The organism is Eubacteriaceae bacterium ES3, from assembly GCA_030586155.1.
Taxonomy (GTDB): domain Bacteria; phylum Bacillota; class Clostridia; order Eubacteriales; family Eubacteriaceae; genus Acetobacterium.
Genome location: CP130741.1, coordinates 1,316,239 through 1,336,208, shown reverse-complemented (window position 1 = coordinate 1,336,208; position 19,970 = coordinate 1,316,239). Strand labels below are relative to the sequence as shown.

Annotated in this window: 16 protein-coding genes, 1 tRNA gene and 2 other annotated features; all 17 genes read right to left on the bottom strand. The window is 35.6% G+C overall.

Translation table 11 applies throughout. From position 1 onward, the window contains the following. Nucleotides 1-2: 2 nt before the first annotated feature. Nucleotides 3-575, bottom strand: coding sequence for an aminodeoxychorismate/anthranilate synthase component II (locus tag Q5O24_06110; GenBank protein ID WKY48888.1), 573 nt, complete (start codon nucleotides 573-575; stop codon nucleotides 3-5). Continuing rightward, entirely contained in the window at nucleotides 572-2,038 is a 1,467-nt protein-coding gene (locus Q5O24_06105) for an anthranilate synthase component I family protein (protein ID WKY48887.1), read from the bottom strand. The genes Q5O24_06110 and Q5O24_06105 overlap by 4 nt, the downstream gene beginning before the upstream one ends. Nucleotides 2,039-2,591: 553 nt before the next feature. Further along, nucleotides 2,592-2,677, bottom strand: a tRNA-Leu gene (locus tag Q5O24_06100). Between the two features lie 66 nt (nucleotides 2,678-2,743). Continuing rightward, the gene (coaE, locus tag Q5O24_06095; protein ID WKY48886.1) at nucleotides 2,744-3,340 is read right to left on the bottom strand and encodes a dephospho-CoA kinase; all 597 of its coding nucleotides are present in this window, start codon (nucleotides 3,338-3,340) and stop codon (nucleotides 2,744-2,746) included. Between the two features lie 61 nt (nucleotides 3,341-3,401). Further along, on the bottom strand, nucleotides 3,402-6,041 hold the full coding sequence (gene polA / locus Q5O24_06090) for a DNA polymerase I (GenBank protein WKY48885.1): 2,640 nt from the start codon (nucleotides 6,039-6,041) through the stop codon (nucleotides 3,402-3,404). Between the two features lie 172 nt (nucleotides 6,042-6,213). Further along, nucleotides 6,214-6,774: a cell division protein ZapA gene (gene zapA / locus Q5O24_06085; GenBank protein ID WKY48884.1), complete on the bottom strand. Its 561-nt coding sequence runs from the start codon at nucleotides 6,772-6,774 to the stop codon at nucleotides 6,214-6,216. A gap of 74 nt (nucleotides 6,775-6,848) precedes the next feature. Then, nucleotides 6,849-7,733, bottom strand: a complete 885-nt coding sequence (locus Q5O24_06080) for a DNA-processing protein DprA (GenBank protein WKY48883.1) — start codon at nucleotides 7,731-7,733, stop codon at nucleotides 6,849-6,851. Then, entirely contained in the window at nucleotides 7,714-10,089 is a 2,376-nt protein-coding gene (pheT, locus tag Q5O24_06075; protein WKY48882.1) for a phenylalanine--tRNA ligase subunit beta, read from the bottom strand. Before pheT ends, Q5O24_06080 begins: the two co-directional genes overlap by 20 nt. A 12-nt stretch (nucleotides 10,090-10,101) precedes the next feature. Then, complete coding sequence (pheS, locus tag Q5O24_06070) at nucleotides 10,102-11,121, bottom strand: phenylalanine--tRNA ligase subunit alpha (protein WKY48881.1); 1,020 nt, start codon at nucleotides 11,119-11,121, stop codon at nucleotides 10,102-10,104. 90 nt (nucleotides 11,122-11,211) lie between these two features. Next, nucleotides 11,212-11,427 (bottom strand) — a binding site (T-box leader). Between the two features lie 7 nt (nucleotides 11,428-11,434). Next, complete coding sequence (locus tag Q5O24_06065) at nucleotides 11,435-12,211, bottom strand: RNA methyltransferase (protein ID WKY48880.1); 777 nt, start codon at nucleotides 12,209-12,211, stop codon at nucleotides 11,435-11,437. Next, nucleotides 12,208-12,882 carry a TrkA family potassium uptake protein gene (locus Q5O24_06060; GenBank protein WKY48879.1) on the bottom strand — a complete coding sequence of 225 codons (675 nt, stop codon included), beginning with the start codon at nucleotides 12,880-12,882 and terminating at the stop codon, nucleotides 12,208-12,210. The genes Q5O24_06065 and Q5O24_06060 overlap by 4 nt, the downstream gene beginning before the upstream one ends. Nucleotides 12,883-12,897: 15 nt before the next feature. Then, complete coding sequence (locus tag Q5O24_06055; GenBank protein WKY48878.1) at nucleotides 12,898-14,274, bottom strand: TrkH family potassium uptake protein; 1,377 nt, start codon at nucleotides 14,272-14,274, stop codon at nucleotides 12,898-12,900. Between the two features lie 242 nt (nucleotides 14,275-14,516). Continuing rightward, a complete protein-coding gene (gene rplT / locus Q5O24_06050) occupies nucleotides 14,517-14,879 on the bottom strand; it encodes a 50S ribosomal protein L20 (GenBank protein ID WKY48877.1) in 363 nt (120 codons plus the stop codon). A 24-nt stretch (nucleotides 14,880-14,903) separates the two neighbouring features. Beyond that, nucleotides 14,904-15,098 (bottom strand): 50S ribosomal protein L35, encoded by a 195-nt coding sequence (rpmI, locus tag Q5O24_06045; protein ID WKY48876.1) that lies wholly within the window; start codon nucleotides 15,096-15,098, stop codon nucleotides 14,904-14,906. 88 nt (nucleotides 15,099-15,186) lie between these two features. Beyond that, entirely contained in the window at nucleotides 15,187-15,714 is a 528-nt protein-coding gene (gene infC / locus Q5O24_06040; GenBank protein ID WKY49219.1) for a translation initiation factor IF-3, read from the bottom strand. A 175-nt stretch (nucleotides 15,715-15,889) separates the two neighbouring features. Next, on the bottom strand, nucleotides 15,890-17,806 hold the full coding sequence (thrS, locus tag Q5O24_06035) for a threonine--tRNA ligase (protein WKY48875.1): 1,917 nt from the start codon (nucleotides 17,804-17,806) through the stop codon (nucleotides 15,890-15,892). 71 nt (nucleotides 17,807-17,877) lie between these two features. Then, nucleotides 17,878-18,097: a binding site (T-box leader), on the bottom strand. 57 nt (nucleotides 18,098-18,154) lie between these two features. Then, the gene (locus Q5O24_06030; protein ID WKY48874.1) at nucleotides 18,155-19,912 is read right to left on the bottom strand and encodes a DUF4080 domain-containing protein; all 1,758 of its coding nucleotides are present in this window, start codon (nucleotides 19,910-19,912) and stop codon (nucleotides 18,155-18,157) included. Nucleotides 19,913-19,970 lie beyond the last annotated feature (58 nt).

The window sequence follows — 19,970 nt, the reverse complement described above, 5'->3', positions numbered from 1 at the left end:
GTTCAACTCCTTAATTCTAAAAAATTTTTGATAATACGCTCACCATTTTCTGTCAGGATAGATTCTGGATGGAACTGTATTCCATAGATTTCATAATCACGATGTTTGACGGCCATCACTTCCCCTTCATCATCCTCAGCTATTATCAGGAGTTCGTCTGGCAGGCTTTCCCGTACCGCCGAAAGTGAATGATACCTTGCTCCCTGAATAATTGGTGCAAGACCGCTAAAGATTGGACTGCTGTTGGATATATGGACATTACTCTTTTTCCCATGCATCAAGGTTTTGGCTAAAGAGACTTTGCCACCGAATACTTCACAGATAGCCTGATGCCCCAAGCAAACTCCTAAGATGGGACAGCTGCCTTTCAGTTTTTGAATTACCTCTTCGCAGATGCCAGCATCTGAAGGTTTACCCGGGCCTGGAGAAATGATAATCGCATCTGGATTAAACCTTTTGACCTCATCAACCGAAAATTCGTTATTTCGGATCACCTTAATATCTGGATCAAGCATTCCTACATACTGATACAAGTTATAAGAAAAACTGTCATAATTATCAATCAATAAAATCATGCTTCAATCTCCTGTCCTTTTTTGATCGCAACAAACATCGCTTTGGCCTTGTTGTTCGATTCAATAAATTCCTTTTCGGGAATACTATCAGCGACAATTCCAGCACCAGCTGAAATAAAAACTTTTTCATTCATTCTGACTGCCATTCTAATAGCTATACACATATCTAAATTTCCTGAAAAATCAATATAGCCAACTGCCCCTCCATAAACGCCTCTTTTTTGCCCTTCAAGAGCATTTATGATTTCAATAGCTCGATGCTTAGGTGCACCTGATAGCGTACCTGCCGGCAAAACAGCAGTTATTGCATCTAACTGATCCATATCAGCTCTCATCTTGCCTGTTACAGTTGAACAAATATGAGAAATATGAGAAAATTTTAAAACTTGTTTGTAATTCTCAACTCTGACTGAACCAAATTCACTAATTTTACCAAGATCATTTCTTCCTAGATCAACCAGCATATCGTGTTCAGACAACTCTTTTTCATCTTTTAATAATGCACTAATATTTTTTTCATCCTCTTCTGATGTTTCTCCACGTGGACAGGAACCAGCAATGGGAAATGTTGATAGTTTTCCGTTTCTTAAAGATACTAGAGTTTCAGGTGATGCTCCAGCTACCTGCATAGAAAGAAAATCCAGATAAAACATATAGGGTGACGGATTAATAGTTCTTAATATTCGATAAGTTGATAACAAATCACCCTCAAAGGACGCTTCAGCCCGGTTTGATATTACAGCCTGAAAAATATCTCCCTGAACAATATGGTTCTTTGTTTTTTCGACCATTTCACAATAGTATTCTTTTGAAAATAATGACGAGAATTCTGATTTCAATTTACCTGAAAATAGTTCCTGTGGCTTATTGTTTTTTATTAATGACTCCATTTCTTTCAGTTGAATCACTCCATCTATATAATTCTTTTCAAATTCATCTGTTCTAATGTTAACAATCAGTATCATCTTTTGTTTTAAGTGGTCGTAAGCTATAACTTTATCAAAGAGCATTAGATGAAAATCATCGAATTTTTCAGGATTTTTATTTTCAAAACTTAGATTTGGTTCAAAATACTTTACAAAGTCATATGCAATACTGCCAACAAAACCACCGGTAAAAACTGGAAATTCAGATAATTGCGGACTTTTATTTTCTTCAAGAATTTTCCGGATGACAGCGACAGGATTCTCTATCGAATTCATTATTCCATTCTCATCCTCAATCTCAATGCTCCCATCTAGACCTTTTATACTGAGTTTAGGATCGTATCCAAGAAAAGAATAACGTCCCCATTTCTCACCACCCTCAACACTTTCTAAAAGAAACGTTCTCTTTCCTGTTGATTTTAAAGTTCTAAGTACTTCAACCGTGGTCTTAATATCTGATAACAACTCCATACTAATGGGAACAATCCGATAGTTTTTTGCATAGGTTCTAGCCTCATCAATAGTAGGTTTAATCATTCTCAATTCCTTTCCAACTGATCCTACAGTTGCATAATTTAAATTTCCATGGGTTTAGCAGCTAATTATTCTGTCTACAAACTTTTCAAAAAAATAAAAAATCGCCCTTATAAAAAAGGACGAACTAGCCGCGGTACCACCTTAATTTACAGTAACTCAAAAGTACTGTACACTCTGCAGAATACTAACATATTCCTCGCAACTTACGTATGCGTCACGTCGTAGGATAATCAGATTACTCCTTTCACTACGCCCTCTGTGGTCCATTTGATGCGCTGCGTTGTACGGGATCTCAGCATTCCCCGCTCTCTGTAACTGCACGATACACCGTTATCTCCACTTCAACGGTTTATTCATATTATTTTATTGAAATAATCATAAACTATTCATCTGAAAATGTCAATATTTCAATTGTAAAATTAATTTAAGGTTAGGAGTCAATATTATTAATTCTGATTAAAAGGATGAATCATTATACTCTATATATTATTAATAGTTTAATAGTGAATTAAAAATAAAAAAACAGCTATCAAAGCTGTCTCTAAATTCATAATGGTGCGAGGAAAGGGATTTGAACCCTCACTGCATTGCTGCAACAGATCCCTCAAACCTGCGTGTCTGCCGTTCCACCATCCTCGCTAACAGTTTTTAACCTGTTTTATTATTATACTAGATCGCAAATGAATTTTCAAGTCTTTTTTAAACCTAAAGTTTTCGATTTGTCAAATAGCAATCCAGGGTAATGATTAACTCATCAAATGTACCATTATTTTCAATTACAACGTCTGCCATTTTTTCTTTGTCTTCATCTTTCATCTGCATATCAATTTTTTTTTGTGCTAATTCTTCTGATACCTTATCTCTACTCATAATTCTCTCTAAACGAATTTTTTCGTCCGCTACCACTAAAAATATCTCATCAACTGTGTTGGTCAATCCAGATTCACATAAAAGCGGACAATCATAGAATATACTTGGCAGATTTGTCTTTTCATATTTTTCAAACTCCAAATTGTATAACCGCCTCACCTCCGGGTGAACAATAGCATTGAGCTTTTCTCTGGCACTCTGGTCCTCAGCAATCATTTGTCCCATTTTAGAACGATTCAATTCATCATCGTTAGTTAATATTTTTTTTCCAAAAATCTCAACAATTTTTTTGAGGCCTGGCGATCCTTTTTTTACCGCCTCACGAGCTAGTTGATCAGCATCAATAATTTCATAGTGATATCTATTCCTCAAAATCTTAACGACCGTTGATTTTCCCGAAGCAATCCCACCAGTTATAGCAATGATTTTCATTTTTTTCTCACAATCTATCTCAGATTCATTCTTTATATGACATTTAAACATACTCGTTAACTTATTTTATGTCATACCATGACTTACCCGTATTCACATCCACTGTCAACGGAACTTTTAGACTGGCTGCATTTTCCATTTCTTCTTTTATTATCGTTTCCACAATATCTTTTTCATCGATCGGAGTGTCAATCATCAACTCATCATGCACCTGTAGGATTAGTTTAGCTTGCAAGTTTTCCTTGTCCAGACGTTCATAAACACGAATCATAGCTAATTTAATAATATCAGCGGCACTGCCCTGAATCGGAGTGTTTAAGGCCATTCGTTCTCCAGCCTGAACTAAGATCCCATTTTTTGAATTCATTTCTGGAATATAACGACGACGTCCCCAAATTGTAGTAACATATCCTTCTTCTTTTGCCTGTTTTATAATATTCTCCATATAAGCCTGAACCTTAGGATATCGTGCGAAATATTTATCAATATAGTCCTGCGCTTCATTTCTGCTAATTCCCAGATCTTTACCCAGGCTAAATGCCTGCTTTCCATAAATTAGGCCAAAATTGATTGCCTTTGCCTGACCGCGCTGGGTTCTTGTAACCTCTTCAAGTTGAACTCCAAAAATTTCCGATGCTGTTCGAGTATGAATATCCTGCTCTTTAATAAAAGCATCGATAAGATTTTCATCATCTGATAAATGCGCAAGAACTCGCAGTTCAATCTGGGAGTAATCTGCGTCAACCAGAATCCAATTTTTCTGAGAAGGTATAAAAACCTTCCTGATTTTTCGTCCCATTTCAGTTTTAACTGGAATGTTCTGAAGATTAGGATTCGAACTGCTGATTCGGCCAGTCGCTGCTACAGTCTGATTAAAAGTAGAAAATATTTTACCCTTTTTTTCATCAACAAAGCCAATTAACCCTCTTCCATAGGTAGAATCCAATTTTGAGAGCATCCGATAATCGATAATTTTTTGAATCATCGGATGAAAATTAATTAATTGCTCAAGAACTTCAATATTTGTAGAATATCCGGTTTTTGTTTTCTTAATAACTGGCAGTTTCAACTTTTCAAAAAGAACTTCACCCAACTGCTTAGGAGAATTGATATTGAAATCTCCTGCCTCAGCCATTTCATGAATTTCTTTTGTTAAAACTTCTAATGAGCTTTCAAATTCTTCTGCCAGAATTTTCAACTCATCCTGGTCTACAGTTACTCCTAACTCCTCCATCGACGCCATAACCGAGAGCAATGGCAACTCCATTGTTTGAAAAAGCGAAATCATTTCTGTATTAATCAACTCTTCTTCCAATACTGGTTTTAATCGCTTGATAATCTCACAGTTTTTCATCACATAATCTGCTAACTTTTCAGGTTCAATCTCGTTAACTGATAATCTCTTTTTACCTTTTCCAAAAAAATCTTCCTCATCTGTAATACTCTCGTCCAAATAACGATACGCTGCTGTTTTTAAATCATATCTCTGATCACCAGGACTTAACAGATAAGATGCAATCAGAATATCAAATGCATCCCTTACATCTGATATTCCATTTTTATGAAGAATATGTAATAAATTCTTGAGATCATGGCTGATTAAACCCAAATTGGATAAATTTGAAAGTTCATTAAACTGGTTAAAAAAGTTAAGTTTTTTAATCGAAAGATCATCTATAAAAACAAGCTTTTCATTATAACCAATCCCCAGAAATACTGCATTGTCTTCCTGATAAAAATATATTGAAATTGAACTGCATTCTTCAAGTTCAAACATCAATTTTTTCATCGATGCTTCTGTGTTAACGGTGTCATAGAGGATTTCAATGCAACTCTGTTTATCCGAAGACTGATCGATCCTATTTAAAAGCGCTTTAAATTCCAGCTCTTTCAAAAATTCAATACTATCCGGATTGAACATATTCGTGAAACGAAGACATTCATAATCTATTCCTAGTGCTACCCTTGTGTCAATAGTTCCTAAACGACGACTTAAAAAAGCTGAATCTTTTCCCGCGACAAGCTTTTCCTTTTGCTTTCCTTTAATTTCTTCAATCCGCTCGTATAAACCTTCAAGGTCCTTATAGTCCTTAACCAGTTTAATTCCTGTTTTTTCTCCTATTCCGGGTATTCCTGGTATATTATCGGATTTATCCCCCATTAGAGCTTTCAATTCAATGAGATCTAATGGCATTAACCCATATTTTTTATTTACCCAATCTATATTTACAATTTCCAGATCAGTAATCCCCTTCTTAGTATATAGCACTGTAATATTTTCATCTACTAACTGAAAAGAATCTCTATCACCTGTAATAATTTCTGTTTTAAGTCCTTCTTTCTCACCCATTTTAGCGAGAGTACCAATTATATCATCGGCTTCAAAACCTGCTTTTTCAAGAATAGCAATCCCCATTTTAGCTAACAATTCTTTTAATACAGGAAATTGCTGTTCCAATTCTTCCGGCATCTTTTGTCTGCCGCCTTTATAGTCCTCAAAAATTTCATCTCTAAAGGTCGGACCTTTCAAGTCAAATGCAACTCCCAGATAGTCTGGTTTAAACTCCTCCTGAATTTTGACAAGAATATTAACAAATCCATAAATTGCATTTGTTGGCATTCCTTTTGAGTTATGCATCTCTCGTATTGCATAAAATGTTCTGTATATCAGACTGTTTCCGTCGATTAATATGGTTTTCATTTATTCTCCTTCATTTCTGATCCGCAACACATTCAATATTTAAAGCCGACCCAGTTAATTACAGAATTTGTCCACTTATATTGATATTATCAGATAAATTCTTCTATTTCTAAAATTTAGAAGCCGCCACCAAAGTGACGGCTTCATAAACCTTTGTCATTATTAAATGTCTTTAATCTAATTTTATTTTTTCTTCAATACTTTTAAAAGCATCTTTTTCTATACTATTTTTATTTACTTTAACTAACTCAATTTGACTTTCGAACAATTGATTCTGTAAATCCAGAATTGTTTTACGGCTCGCTTCACTATCTGCCTTACTTTGACGCAAATGCTCCCGATATTGAGTTAAAAGCTCTTCCTTCTCTGCCATTTCTTTATCAAGCGCCTTTTTTTCTTCTTCAAGAGTAGCGTACTTCACTCTTTCCGCTTCAATTAAATCATAGGCATCTTTCAGTTCTTCTTTAACTGAATTGATCTCACCTATTTCCTTGATTTTCTGCTCTTCGGCATTTTCCAGTTCAGACTCCGCTTTTAGTAATTTTTCAGTAATATTCATGCATCCTAAAATTGCTATCCGAATATGATTTGTAAAAGGATTCGCTGTCTTTACCCGTTCTAACTCCGTTTTAACATAATTTGCAACCTCAAGAATATGATCTTCATTTTCCGTTGCTTTCAAATTAAAATCTGTATCTAAAATTTTTAATTCAATAATTGATTTTTCAGGCATTTTATTCCTCCTGTAATGAGTAAACTGTTTACTCCTATTATATGTAAAAATTTACAAAAAAACAAATGATTTATTTATAAATGGTTTAAAACATCAATTATATTTGAAAATTTTAAAACCGAATAATCTATTTCTAAAGTATTAAGCTTTTTAAAACCCGAAGGACTTTCGCTGACAATATCTTTCAGCGTATAAATTGGTCGTTGATACGCATGAGCATATTTTAAAGTTTGGATTGTTCCACTACGTTCTGAAAAAGAGGAAACGATGACGATTTGACTTGCCGCTGCCTGAAGTCTATCCCGCTCTACAAAACGATAAGGCAAAGGTTCTGTTTGAAGAGGGTATTCCGTAACTAAGCCCCCTTCCAAATCAAGTATCTGATCTGCAAGCTTTTGATTTTCTGCCGGATATATGTTTAGCAGACCTGATGGTAGAAAAGCCACTGTTTTTCCATTTTCCGCCAGCGCTCCTCGATGTCCGGCAGAATCACATCCAGTTGCCAGTCCACTAATCACTATTCCCTTTTTCAACACTACTTGTCTAGCAGCCATGTAAGCAAAATCATATCCCAGGCGTTCAGGCTTCCTACTACCAATTACAGCCACACGTCTATCACAATTCATACTACTAAGCTCCCCCAAATAATAAATAATTAATGGGCCGTCTTCATATTGGAGATATTCTGGAAAATCATTTTCTAAATAGGTAATGCTTTTTATCCCGTAACGATCGTTCTGATCAAGAATTTTTTCTGCCGCATTTATAGCATCTTCAATATTTTGTTTAGATATCTCAGTTTTTATTATACCAGACTTTATCCCTGACTCTATTATTTCACCAATGAAAGATAGTTTTTTTTCCGCAATGAAAACGAGCTTCTTAATTCGCTTTCGACCAAGCCCAGCAATCTGAGTTAATGCCAGCAGGTTTCTAGTTCTATTCTCGTAACCGTCCATCTAGTTGCCCTTTAAGTTCAGTAAGTATTTTTTCGATTACTGGATTAATATCATCATCACTTAAAGTTTTTTCCATATGCCTGAAACTTAAAGCATAGGCCAAACTTTTATACCCTTCAGCCACTTGTTCCCCAGTGTAAACATCAAATAGATCAACAGATTCCAATAACTCACCAGAGTTTTCTCTGATAATCGCAATCACACTGGAAGCTGGAATTTCATGCCGAACTACAATCGCTAAATCTCTGGACGTTCCCGGGAATTTTGGCAATTCTTTAAAGCGAATATTATTTTTCTTTACCTCAAATAATTTTTCAAATGACATTTCGCATACATAACACCGCTTTGGCAAGTCATAATTTTTTACTACAAGAGGATGTATTTCACCAAGTTCGCCTAATTTTACTGTGCCAGCAAAAATCTCAGCCTTTCGCCCGGGATGATAAAATTCACTTCCGCCTGCAGAGAACAATAAATCCGTTATCCCCAGCTCAGTCAGCATCAGTTCAACAGTACCTTTTAAATCAAAATAATCCGTGTTGCCGTAGCTGCTTAAAACCAAGTTCTTTTCCTGAACGGGTAATTCGCCGATCTTATTATTCTTTAAATAAGTGTTTGCCAATTCAAAAAAACGACCCTGTGAATTTTTTCGATGACTGTTTAATTCAATCACTTCCAGCTGATGACCAATCAATGACTTTCTCATTAAACTGTTCTCTTCTCCAAGTGGATTAATGAGTTTTACCATATCTCCTTGAGATTCCTGATTAAGCCCACTAATTTTATTCTCACTGGTAAATGAACTGGTCATCGTCTCATAATATCCCTGTCCAATCAGAATATTCTTAATTAATGATTCAGTTTTTTGGAGCTCAGATTTTTCTCCAACCTGAGTTTCTCCACCCATTATTGTTCCAGGAATATTATTGTATCCAAAAATTCGTGCAATTTCTTCTGCTAGATCTTCCTTAATTTGAACATCAGTTCGATAATAAGGAGGTGTTACCAAAAGTAGTTCATTTTTTTGTGTCACATCAAAAAACAAACGCTTTAAAAAGCCAACCATATCTTTTGTCGACAAATCAATACCAATAAATTGATTAACCCATTCCGGATCCAATTCAATCTCTGGTTGCTCTTGTGCTTCAGGATACACATCAATAATACCTTCAATCACATCTACTGCTCCAATTTCTTTTAAAAGATAGGTTGCACGAAGAGCAGCAACTATTGCCAAATCAGGATCTACGCCTTTCTCGTAACGAGAAGAAGCTTCGGTTCTAAGACCTAGTTTTTTTGAAGTCAATCGCACACTGCTTTTATCGAAACATGCTGATTCCAAAACAATCAATTCGGTAGCTTTATTGATTTCCGAATTTTGTCCACCCATCACTCCTGCAATCGCAACTGGAAATTTTCCATTTGTAATCATTAACATTGTTTGGTCAATTTCTCTTTCCTGTTCGTCAAGTGTTGTGAACTTTTTATCATCTGTTGTCTTTACAACAATTCGGTCCGAGTCAAGATTTTTATAGTCAAATGCGTGTAGTGGTTGTCCCAATTCTAACATGACGTAATTTGTAACATCGACAATATTATTAATTGGACGTACCCCACTATTTAAAAGTTTAACCTGCATCCAAAGTGGAGATGGTTCGACTTTTTTGACTTGCAGCATTTTCCCAACATAGCGCATGCATAAGTCACTTTCAACCTTTATAGTTAAATATTTTGAAATAACATCCTCAGTTTCCTCTTGACTATAAATTTCAAATGTATTAAGCCCCTGATTTAATGTAGCAGAAGTCTCTCTGGCTATTCCCAATACAGACTGGCAATCCGGACGATTAGCAGTCAATTCTATATCAATAATGGTATCATCTAACCACAGTAATGATTTAACTGACTCTCCTAAAACAGTATCAGCCGGTAGTATATATATCCCATCCATTACATCTTTGGAGAATAAATCCTGATTCATCCCCAATTCTTGAATTGAACAGAACATACCTTGTGATAAAACACCTCTAAAATCACTATCGTAAATCTTTTCTCCATTTGCGAGAACCGCGCCATCTAGTGCCACTGGCACTACCGCACCTTCAAACACGTTTTTTGCTGCAGTCACAATTGTTTTTTCAAAATGATCAAAGCTTACCTGGCAGACTACAAGTTTATCTGCATTTGGATGTTGATCTATCTTGGTGATTTTCCCTGTCAATATATTTTCTATTTTCGGTGAAACACCAGACATTGTTTCGACTTTTGTCCCGGACATCGTCAGGGCTTCTCCGAGTTCACCCGGTTCACAATTAATTTTTACATATTCTTTCAACCACTTTAATGATACTAACATTGTTTCCTCCTACTAAAACTGTCCTAAAAATCTCAGGTCATTTTCAAACAACAAACGCAAATCATTGATGCCGTATTTTGTTAGGGTGATGCGGTCGAGGCCCATCCCAAAAGCAAATCCACTATATATATCAGGATCGATACCACAATCTCTCAAAACATTAGGATGCACCATCCCGCAACCAAGGATTTCAATCCATCCTGTGTTACTACAAACCCTACATCCTTCACCACCACATTTGAAACAGGTTACATCCATTTCAGCACTTGGTTCCGTGAAATAAAACTGATGAGGCCGAAACTTAGTTTTGGTCTGTTCTCCAAAAAGCTTCTTGGCAAATAAATCTAATGTTCCTTTTAGATCACTCATGGTAATCCCTTTATCAATGACTAGGCCTTCCATCTGGTGAAAAACCGGAGAATGAGTCGCATCAATTTCATCGCACCTGTAAACACGACCGGGAGAAATAATTCGCATTGGCGGTTTTTTTTGTTCCATTACCCGCACCTGTACTGGAGAAGTCTGGGTTCTTAGAACAATATCTTCATCAACATAAAAAGTATCCTGTAAATCTCTGGCAGAATGCTCTTTCGGTACATTAAGGAAATCAAAATTATACTTTGCCCATTCAATATCAGGACCATCTGCTATTGAAAAACCCATCCCTAAAAATATTTCTTCCAGTTCATTAATTGTTTTAGTTAACGGATGAAGTTTTCCAACACTTTTCTTTGTACCGGGAAGTGATACATCAATAGTTTCCATTGATAATTGTGCATCTATTTTTATTTTTTCAAATTTTTCTTTTTGCGCACTCAGATTTTTTTCGATTGACTCTCTGACATCATTAGCGATTTTTCCTATCACTGGTCTTTCCTCAGACGATAATTTCCCCATCCCCTTTAGTGCTGCAGTCAATTCTCCCTTTTTTCCTAAAAACTTAACACGAATCGCGTCAAGTTCTTTTAGATCCTTTACTTTTTGAACCTCATCTAAGAACCGCTCTTGAATTTCTTTTAATTGACCCTTCATAAATTCTCCTTAATTAATTTTCATACTTTTATAACTCTATTTTCATCATGTATTATATGACTCAAATTTTGACAAATAAAAAAACGCCCTTAAAAGGACGAAATCTTTCCGCGGTACCACCTTAATTAATACATATGTATTCTCTTTACTATCGTAACGTGATAAACGTTAAAAACTACTGACATTTTGCGTTCACTTTTAAACTCCTGAGGGAATTTCGGATGATTATTGCATAAAATCTTTCAGCCAAGGATTTTTTCTCTGTACTGCAATCAATTACCTTACTTGCTCATTCATCGATTTAATTATTTAATTATTTTGCCAGCTGGTACATTACAATACCTGCTGCAACAGCTACATTAAGGGATTCTGCCTGCCCATAAATTGGAATCTGATATAAATGCTCACATTTAGCCTTTAAATCACCGCTCATCCCTCGAGATTCATTTCCTAGTACAAGGGCGAAAGAACTAAAATTTGTAGTCTGCTCAAAAATATTTTTCCCGTCAAGTGCTGTTCCAATAATAATTACACCTGACTTTTTTAATTCAGTGATAGTATCGTTTATATGATTGGTCGTTTCAAGGTTAAGGTGAAATATTGATCCCATCGACCCCCGTACAACCTTCTCATTATAGAAATCTGCAGTCTTTAGGGTCGCAATAATTGAATCAAACCCGGCAGCATCTGCTGTACGGATAATCGTTCCGACATTATTGGGATCCTGAACATCTTCAAGAATAATATATCTCTTTCCTGGATTTGCTCCCGGCTTAAGTTTTTTAACCAGTGCCAATACCCCTTCAGGATTTTTCATTTCAGAAAAACTGTCAAAAAGTGAATGTTTAACCCAAACCACTTCACTATTTAGGCCTGCTTGACTTAGGTTCTTTATAATCTCGGTATCTTTAAGTCGCTCTGATAAAAAAACTTTCTCTATAACTGCTTTACTCTTTAAAGCTTCTAAAATAAGTTTTTTACCTTCGATAATGAAAAGATCCAACTCATCACGAACTCTTTTTTGTCTCAGTTTACCAATCAGTTTAAGTTGCTCATTCTGTCTGGAAGTTATTATATCATATTCTGTCAATTTTGGTTATCTTTCTTTGATAGTTTATTGAGTTCATTAATGGATTTACTCTCACCCATAACTATAATCTTATCCCCTGGCTTTATCATATCAGATGCTAAAGGGCTAGCGTTCAGAACATCAAAGGAGCGAATGGCTATAACATTTATTCCATATACAGCTCGTAAATCAAGTTGCTCTAAAGTTTTTCCTTCCCAAATGTGTAAAACATCTACTTCAACAATCATATGGTCAGTATCTAACTCCAGGATATCGATAAAACCGCCTGTAACCAGAGTATGGGCTACTCGTTCACCCATGTCGCGCTCTGGAGAAAAAACTTTCTTGACCCCAAGTTTCAGCAGAACTTTTTCATGCTGAGCATTATTTGCTTTTCCATAAATTTCCTGAATTCCCAGTTCCTGTGCATTAACAATACCCATTATGCTGCTATTAATATCTGAGGTAATAGAAACAACAACAGCGTCGACATTTTTTAAACCAATTGCTTTAAGGGCGTTAATGTCTGTTACGTCAGCTGTAACAGCATAAGTCACTTTATTGGCAATATTTTGGATCTTCTCCTCATCATTGTCCACTACAACAACGTTACATCCAAGTTCACTTAACGTTATGGCCAAAGCCTCGCCAAAGCGACCCAAACCCAGAACCGCAAACTGCTTCTCTTTCAATTAACCCTTCCTCCTCTAGCCAATCATGATGTTACCTTCTGGTAATTTAAATGATCCGACGTTTTCTCTAAGACGCTTTTCATTTCTAGAAATTGCATATGCCACTGTAAGCGGCCCTAATCTGCCAACAAACATCGTTACGATTAGTGCTAATTTCCCACTAATTGACAGATGCGGGGTGATTCCCATTGACAAACCGACTGTTCCTGATGCTGAAAGTACTTCAAAAATAATACTTTCAAATGATAATTCCGGCTCAGAGCATAATAACACAAATATCATCACAATGACAATAGCCAATGCTATTACAACCACTGATATAGCTCGCCTGATTGCAGGACCAGTAATTGTTCGTTTAAACGCCACCACATCTTTTTTACCATTAAGCACCGAAACCACTGTTAAAATTATAATTCCAATGGTGGTTGTCTTTACCCCACCACCAGTCGAACCTGGAGAAGCCCCGATAAACATCAACAGCATAGTTAAAAATAATGACGGCTTTGTTAAATTTGACATATCAATTGTATTAAATCCAGCAGTTCTCGGAGAAACTGATTGGAAAAATGAAGCAAGTATTTTTCCGCTAATCGATAGATTGCCCATTGTTCTGGGATTATTGAATTCAAATATAAAAAAGAATACAAAACCAATTAAAAATAGTATTCCAGTTATTACTAGAACGAGTTTGGCCTGCATCGTCATTTTACTAAATTTTCTAATATAGAACACATCACTGGTCACTGCAAAACCCAGACCCCCAAAGATAATCAGACCACCGATCACAAAATTTACAAGGGCATTATCTACATATTGTGTTAAACTTCTGAAATGTCCTATAAGATCAAATCCAGCATTACAAAATGCTGAAATTGCATGAAAAATACTGTAGGCTACTCCTTTAACTAATCCAAACTCTGGAATAAAAACCAGACTTAAAAATAAAGCTCCTATTAATTCAATGACAATTGAAGAAAAGAAAATATATTTTGTAAATTTAACAATCCCAGAAATTGAGTCCATGTTAATTGATGATTGGATTAATAAGCGGTCTTTGATCGTGATCCTTTTACCTGCAAGTACAAAAAACATTGTTGTCAGGGACATGAAACCCAATCCGCCAATCTGAATCAATGTTATAATTACAAATTTGCCAAAAACAGACCAGAATGTTCCCGTATCAACGACCACAAGACCGGTAACACAAACTGCTGAAGTTGCAGTGAATAAAGCATTTAAAAAACCGGGACTATGACCGCTGGCACTTGAAACAGGGAGAGCTAAAAGTATTGCTCCGATCAAAATAACTGCTGCAAAACCAAATATCAGGATTTCAGCAGGAGAGCGGTGCGTTAGGTAATTCTTTATTTGCAAAATCGTTTTATCATTCACAATAGTCTCCACATTCCAAATTTAAATATCATTCATATTTTATCACGCATAAAGAAAAATGCAACAGCTAATCTTAAAGCAAAAATATTCAACCAGCACACAGTTCCCTCACATGGAAAAAGACAACCGCTATAATATCAGTTTTACCTGACTAGATGCTGATTGCCTGTTTGTTTCGATTTCTTAATTCCTCATAAAAAAACTTCTCATAAAAAAGACTTCTACGAGAAGTTATAATGTAACTAATTAATATTTAAACCTTTTTTGGAAACATCAACCAGTGATTTAAATGCATCCATATCGTTCATTGCCAGATCAGCAAGAATCTTTCGATCGATCTCGACACCAGATTCTTTAAGTCCATACATAAATTTACTATAACTTAAACCATGCATTCTAGCCCCAGCATTAATACGGGTAATCCAGAGACGTCTAAAATTACGTTTCTTTTCTTTTCGTCCGACATAAGAAGATCGGAGTGCTCGCATAACTGCTTCATTGGCAGGTCTGTAAAGCTTACTTTTTGCACCATAATATCCCTTAGCAAGCTTCAGTATTTTTTTATGTTTTTTCTTGGCATTAACGCCTTTTTTAATTCTAGCCATTATAAATTCCTCCTATCTTCAAATTTATCGTTTAATCATCAATTTGACGACTTTTGCATCGCCTTTAGTTAAGTATGCTGCTTTTCTTAAATTTCGTTTGGTCTTACGTGATTTCTTATTAAGAATATGACGTTTATAAGCTTTCGCGCGTTTAATAACACCTGATTTCTTTATTTTAAAACGCTTTGCTGCACCGCGGTGTGTTTTCATTTTTGGCATAGTACTTCCTCCTCTCGCTCGCATAAATTTATAATAACCTACATCTAAAATTCACAGATATCATCCGATATTCCAGACGGTCAATTATCTATTTGTCTTTTTTGGGTGACAAAAACATAACCATGCTTCGTCCTTCCATCTTAGGGGCTTTTTCAATCACGCCAAATTCTGAGGCGCGTTCAGCAAAGTCCAATAACACATCTTTACCCCGATCTGTATATGCCATTTCTCTTCCTCTGAATCTAATTGATACTTTAACACGATTGCCTTGTTCCAGAAATTTCAAACAATTCTTTACTTTTACGTTAATATCATGTTCTTCCACTCGAACAGACATACGAATCTCTTTAATGACAACCGCCTTCTGATTCTTTTTCGCCTCTTTAGCTCGCTGTATCTCTTCATATCGGAATTTTCCATAATCAAGAATCTTGCAAACCGGAGGTTTGGCATTAGGGGAAACTTTAACTAAATCCAGATTTTTGTCATCTGAGAGACGCAACGCATCTTTAGTTGCCATCACACCGAGCATTTCACCGTTCTCATCGATAACACGAACTTCACGATCGCGGATTTCGTTATTAATTTCATGTTGAATTTCTTTGCTAATTGTAATTTACCTCCATAAAAAAATTGCAGATGGCGCACCCCATCTGCAATTGAAAATTTTGCTTCAATCAGATATTAACCTATTCCCAGAAGAAATCAGGTGAGAAGTGCACTTCTACTTTATTACTGATTTATTATAATACACTACTAGAGCGCTGTCAAGTCTTTAAGTTTAAATTTGATTAATCCAATTCAATTTCTTTTGTTTTAATTTTATCCAATAACTTTTCTTTTAAATCTTCAAGACTGATTTGAGTTACATCACTTGAATCTCTTACTCGCAGGGCTAGGTCCCCGCCTTCCATTTCTTTATCTCCAACTACCAGCATATACGGTGTTTTATGAATTTGAGCTTCACGGATACGATAACCTAATTTCTCACCACGATTGTCAATAGATGCCCTAATTCCCAATTGTATTAACTGGTCTGCAATATTTTGAGCAAAATCACTATGGGCATCGGCTACTGGAATAATCATAATCTGCACAGGCGAAAGCCAAACAGGGAATTTACCGGCAAAGTGTTCCACCAGAATGCCAAAGAATCTCTCGATACTTCCCAAAATTGTACGATGAACAATAACCGGTCGATGTTTTTCACCATCAGATCCGATATAGGTCAGATCAAACCGTTCAGGCATCTGAAAATCCAACTGAATCGTTCCGCACTGCCAGGTTCGTCCCAGGCTATCTTCAAGATGAAAGTCGATTTTTGGTCCATAGAATGCTCCATCCCCAGGATTAATCCGATAATCTATATTTTTTTTCTCAAGCGCATTACGTAGAGCATTTGTTGCTTTCTCCCAAACTTCATCAGAACCGATTGCTTTTTCAGGTTTTGTAGATAATTCAACTTTATAGCTAAAACCAAAGACATTATAAATATCATCTGCCAGCTCAATTACTTTAATGACTTCTGCCTCAATCTGATCTGGCATCATATAAATATGTGCATCATCCTGGGTGAAATTTCTTACTCGCATCAAACCATGAAGTGCCCCTGAGAGTTCATGACGATGCACCAATCCCAGCTCTGCCATTTTAATCGGCAATTCTCTATAGGAATGACCTGTTCGTTTATAGACAAGCATTGCTCCTGGACAATTCATAGGTTTGACTGCATACGAACTTTCATCAATTTCTGTAAAATACATATTTTCACGATAGTGATCCCAATGTCCGGATCTTTTCCACAATTCTGCATTTAAAATAATTGGGGTCCTTATCTCCTGATAGCCACGTTTCTGGTGTTCCTGACGCCAAAAATTTTCCAGCTCGTTTCTGATAATCATTCCCTTTGGATGAAAAAACGGAAATCCTGGTCCTTCATCCTGCAAAGAAAATAAATCCAGCTCTTTCCCAAGTTTTCGGTGGTCGCGTTTTTTAGCTTCTTCCAGCTTAGTCAAATAATCATCAAGCTCTGACTTTTTAGGGAATGTAATCCCATAAATTCGTTGAAGCATCTTATTTTTTTCATCTCCTCGCCAGTAAGCACCAGCGAGACTAAGCAGCTTAATCGCCTTAATTCCTTTTAGATCTTTAAGGTGAGGACCAGCGCAGAGATCTGTGAACTCACCTTGCTGATAAAAACTGATAACTGCATCTTCCGGCAGTTTTTCAATGAGTTCTTCCTTGTAAATCTCGCCTTCTTCTCTGACTTTCTTTAGCGCCTCATTACGAGGTAGTTCAAACCGTGTAATTTCAAGCCCTTCCTTGACTATTTCTTTCATTTTCTTTTCAATTTTTTCCATGATTTCAGGTGTGATAATTACATCTACATCGATATCATAATAAAAACCATTATCAATCGCTGGCCCGATAGCCAGTTTGGCTTCTGGATATAATCTTTTTACAGCTTGCGCCAATAAATGTGACCCAGTATGCCAAAATGCGTGTTTTCCGCCCTCATCTTCAAACTTCAGCAAATTCAAGTCTGAATCTTTACAAATTTTCTGACGTATATCTACCAATTCGCCATTTAATTCACCGGCTAAAGTATTCTTTGCCAGCCCCGGACTGATGTCATTAGCAACATCATATACTGAAACACCTTCATCATAGGATTTAACCGATCCATCTTTTAATGTAACATTAATCATTTTATACTCCTTAACGATTTAAAATAGTATTATTGGGACGTATAAAAGCAAAAAAACCCTTTGCAATTATGCAAAGGGACGATTTAACGCGGTTCCACCCAACTTGAATTGAAAAAATATTCCAATTCCACTTTAAACTGTATAACGGTCAGTGCCGGAAAACCTTATTTCATATTAGAATTCAGGTCTCTGCTCCAAGGTGGTTTTCGATCAGTGTATCAGGTAATTTCAGCTATTTTACCTGTCTCTGTCATATTTCTCTAATTTACTTATCCTTATCATTGCATTTATTTCACAGTAATTATAGACGATTATTTTGAAACAATCAATAGCTTTAAGCTCTTTTTATTATTTTATGCAATGGAAATTATCAGGTGTAAAAAGAATCATCACACTTTGCTCGGCTGAAACATCGTAAAGACTTTTATCCTTAAATAATTGCGCACAAAATAATGGTTCAAATTCCAGAATTTTAATCTGATTAAATATTTTTTTAGTCGCTAATCCTAAGAAAGATTTTAAATAATTTTGATTTTCCTCAGCCCTAATAAAATCAAAGACTTTTTGTTTTTCTAATTGTTTAACTTCTAAAAAATCAGGACACTTCATTTGATTGTTCCTCACAAAATCAAAAATCAACGCATTTTCAAATATTAGGAAGTCTTCAAACTCCTGTTCCCGAATAAATTCATAAATTAAACCATACAGTTTTTCCTTTGAAACTCCAATCTCAAAGAAACCATTCACTTTCCACCATTTAGAAAAATCATAAAAAAATATGAACGGGTCAAAGCGCTTGAAATTACTCAGAATAATCTTAAAGGTCGTTTCAAAATTGCCTGAATTATAATATCGATCAAGAAGGCTTTCCATATTTCTTAGCAAATATAATTCTTCTGCTTCTATATAGTCATTTTTTATAATTTCATAGGGAGGGAAGTCAGAAAAAATATAACCATGCTTAGCCGCGCTCTGTCTTATATTTGTCCCTTTTAGACCTTTCAAAAAACCAAGTTGTAGCATGTCTGGCTCCAGCTCAAAAACATCATTAAATGATTGCCGAAACTGAACAAATGATTCATGTGGCAATCCAGCAATAAGATCAAGATGTATGTGTATGTTTGAGCTATTTAAAAGTGCAGTAACTTGATCTTTAATTTGCTCTAACTTGATGGGACGGCCAATCGCATCCAAAGTTTTTTCATTGGTTGACTGCACACCTATTTCAAACTGGATTAATCCAGGAGGGGCTTTTTTTAGAATCTCTATCATTTCAAATGTTATAAGATTGCCTGTTACTTCAAAATGAAAATTTGGAAATAGTTTTTTTTCGTTCTGTAACTCATAGGCTCTTTCGATAATATATCTGAATATTTCTATCGAACGTTCAGGCTGACAATTAAATGTCCTGTCTACCAGTTTAACCTGCTTGACCTCAGCTGCAAAAAAAAGATCAATTTCTTTAAATACAAACGCCAAGTTTTTGATTCTTAACTTCTTATCTGCTGATGATAAGCAATAGGAGCAATTATATGGGCAGCCTCTCATTGTTTCATAGTATATAATACGATTCTTTAGAGATTCAAGCTCATTTGACGTGTACGGGAAAATAATCTCTTCGAAATTTTGTTTTTCACAGTCGTTTTCACAATGCTTTTGATTGCTTTTTGAAAAACAAAAACTCTTTTGATAAAATATCCTATCAGATATTATTTTTGTTCCTGAACGTAAACTAACTAGTAAATTCCTTAAAGCTGCTTCTGCTTCTCCTGCAATAATAATATCTAAATAACCGTATGTATCAAGTAGTTTAGCAGAATCAAAACTGACTTCTGGACCGCCAAGTAGGATTATTGCATCAGGTTTAGCTTTTTTTAGCACTTCAGCAACTTTATAAACTATTTCTATATTCCAGATATAACATGAAAAACCATAAATATATGTATCGATTTGCAGCAAACGTTCGATTATTCCGTGTAAAGAATCATTAATAGAAACTTCCATAGTTTCAATCTGAAAACCCATTACCGCTTCTCTTAAACATCGAACAGCAAGGTTAGTGTGCGGATATTTTGCATTGATTGCAATTAACGTTAAATCTTTCATTTCACCCCCAAAAAAGGTTGACAATAATTGCCAACCTTAAACTGTAAACAAGTTTCAA

Coding starts and splice junctions, on each gene's coding strand:
- rpmI (WKY48876.1), bottom strand. CDS start 15,098: ATGCCAAAAATGAAAACACACCGCGGTGCAGCAAAGCGTTTTAAAATA.
- Q5O24_06105 (WKY48887.1), bottom strand. CDS start 2,038: ATGATTAAACCTACTATTGATGAGGCTAGAACCTATGCAAAAAACTAT.
- coaE (WKY48886.1), bottom strand. CDS start 3,340: ATGAAAATCATTGCTATAACTGGTGGGATTGCTTCGGGAAAATCAACG.
- Q5O24_06080 (WKY48883.1), bottom strand. CDS start 7,733: ATGGACGGTTACGAGAATAGAACTAGAAACCTGCTGGCATTAACTCAG.
- Q5O24_06110 (WKY48888.1), bottom strand. CDS start 575: ATGATTTTATTGATTGATAATTATGACAGTTTTTCTTATAACTTGTAT.
- zapA (WKY48884.1), bottom strand. CDS start 6,774: ATGCCTGAAAAATCAATTATTGAATTAAAAATTTTAGATACAGATTTT.
- rplT (WKY48877.1), bottom strand. CDS start 14,879: ATGGCTAGAATTAAAAAAGGCGTTAATGCCAAGAAAAAACATAAAAAA.
- thrS (WKY48875.1), bottom strand. CDS start 17,806: ATGATTAATGTTACATTAAAAGATGGATCGGTTAAATCCTATGATGAA.
- polA (WKY48885.1), bottom strand. CDS start 6,041: ATGAAAACCATATTAATCGACGGAAACAGTCTGATATACAGAACATTT.
- pheT (WKY48882.1), bottom strand. CDS start 10,089: ATGTTAGTATCATTAAAGTGGTTGAAAGAATATGTAAAAATTAATTGT.
- pheS (WKY48881.1), bottom strand. CDS start 11,121: ATGAAGGGTCAATTAAAAGAAATTCAAGAGCGGTTCTTAGATGAGGTT.
- Q5O24_06030 (WKY48874.1), bottom strand. CDS start 19,912: ATGAAAGATTTAACGTTAATTGCAATCAATGCAAAATATCCGCACACT.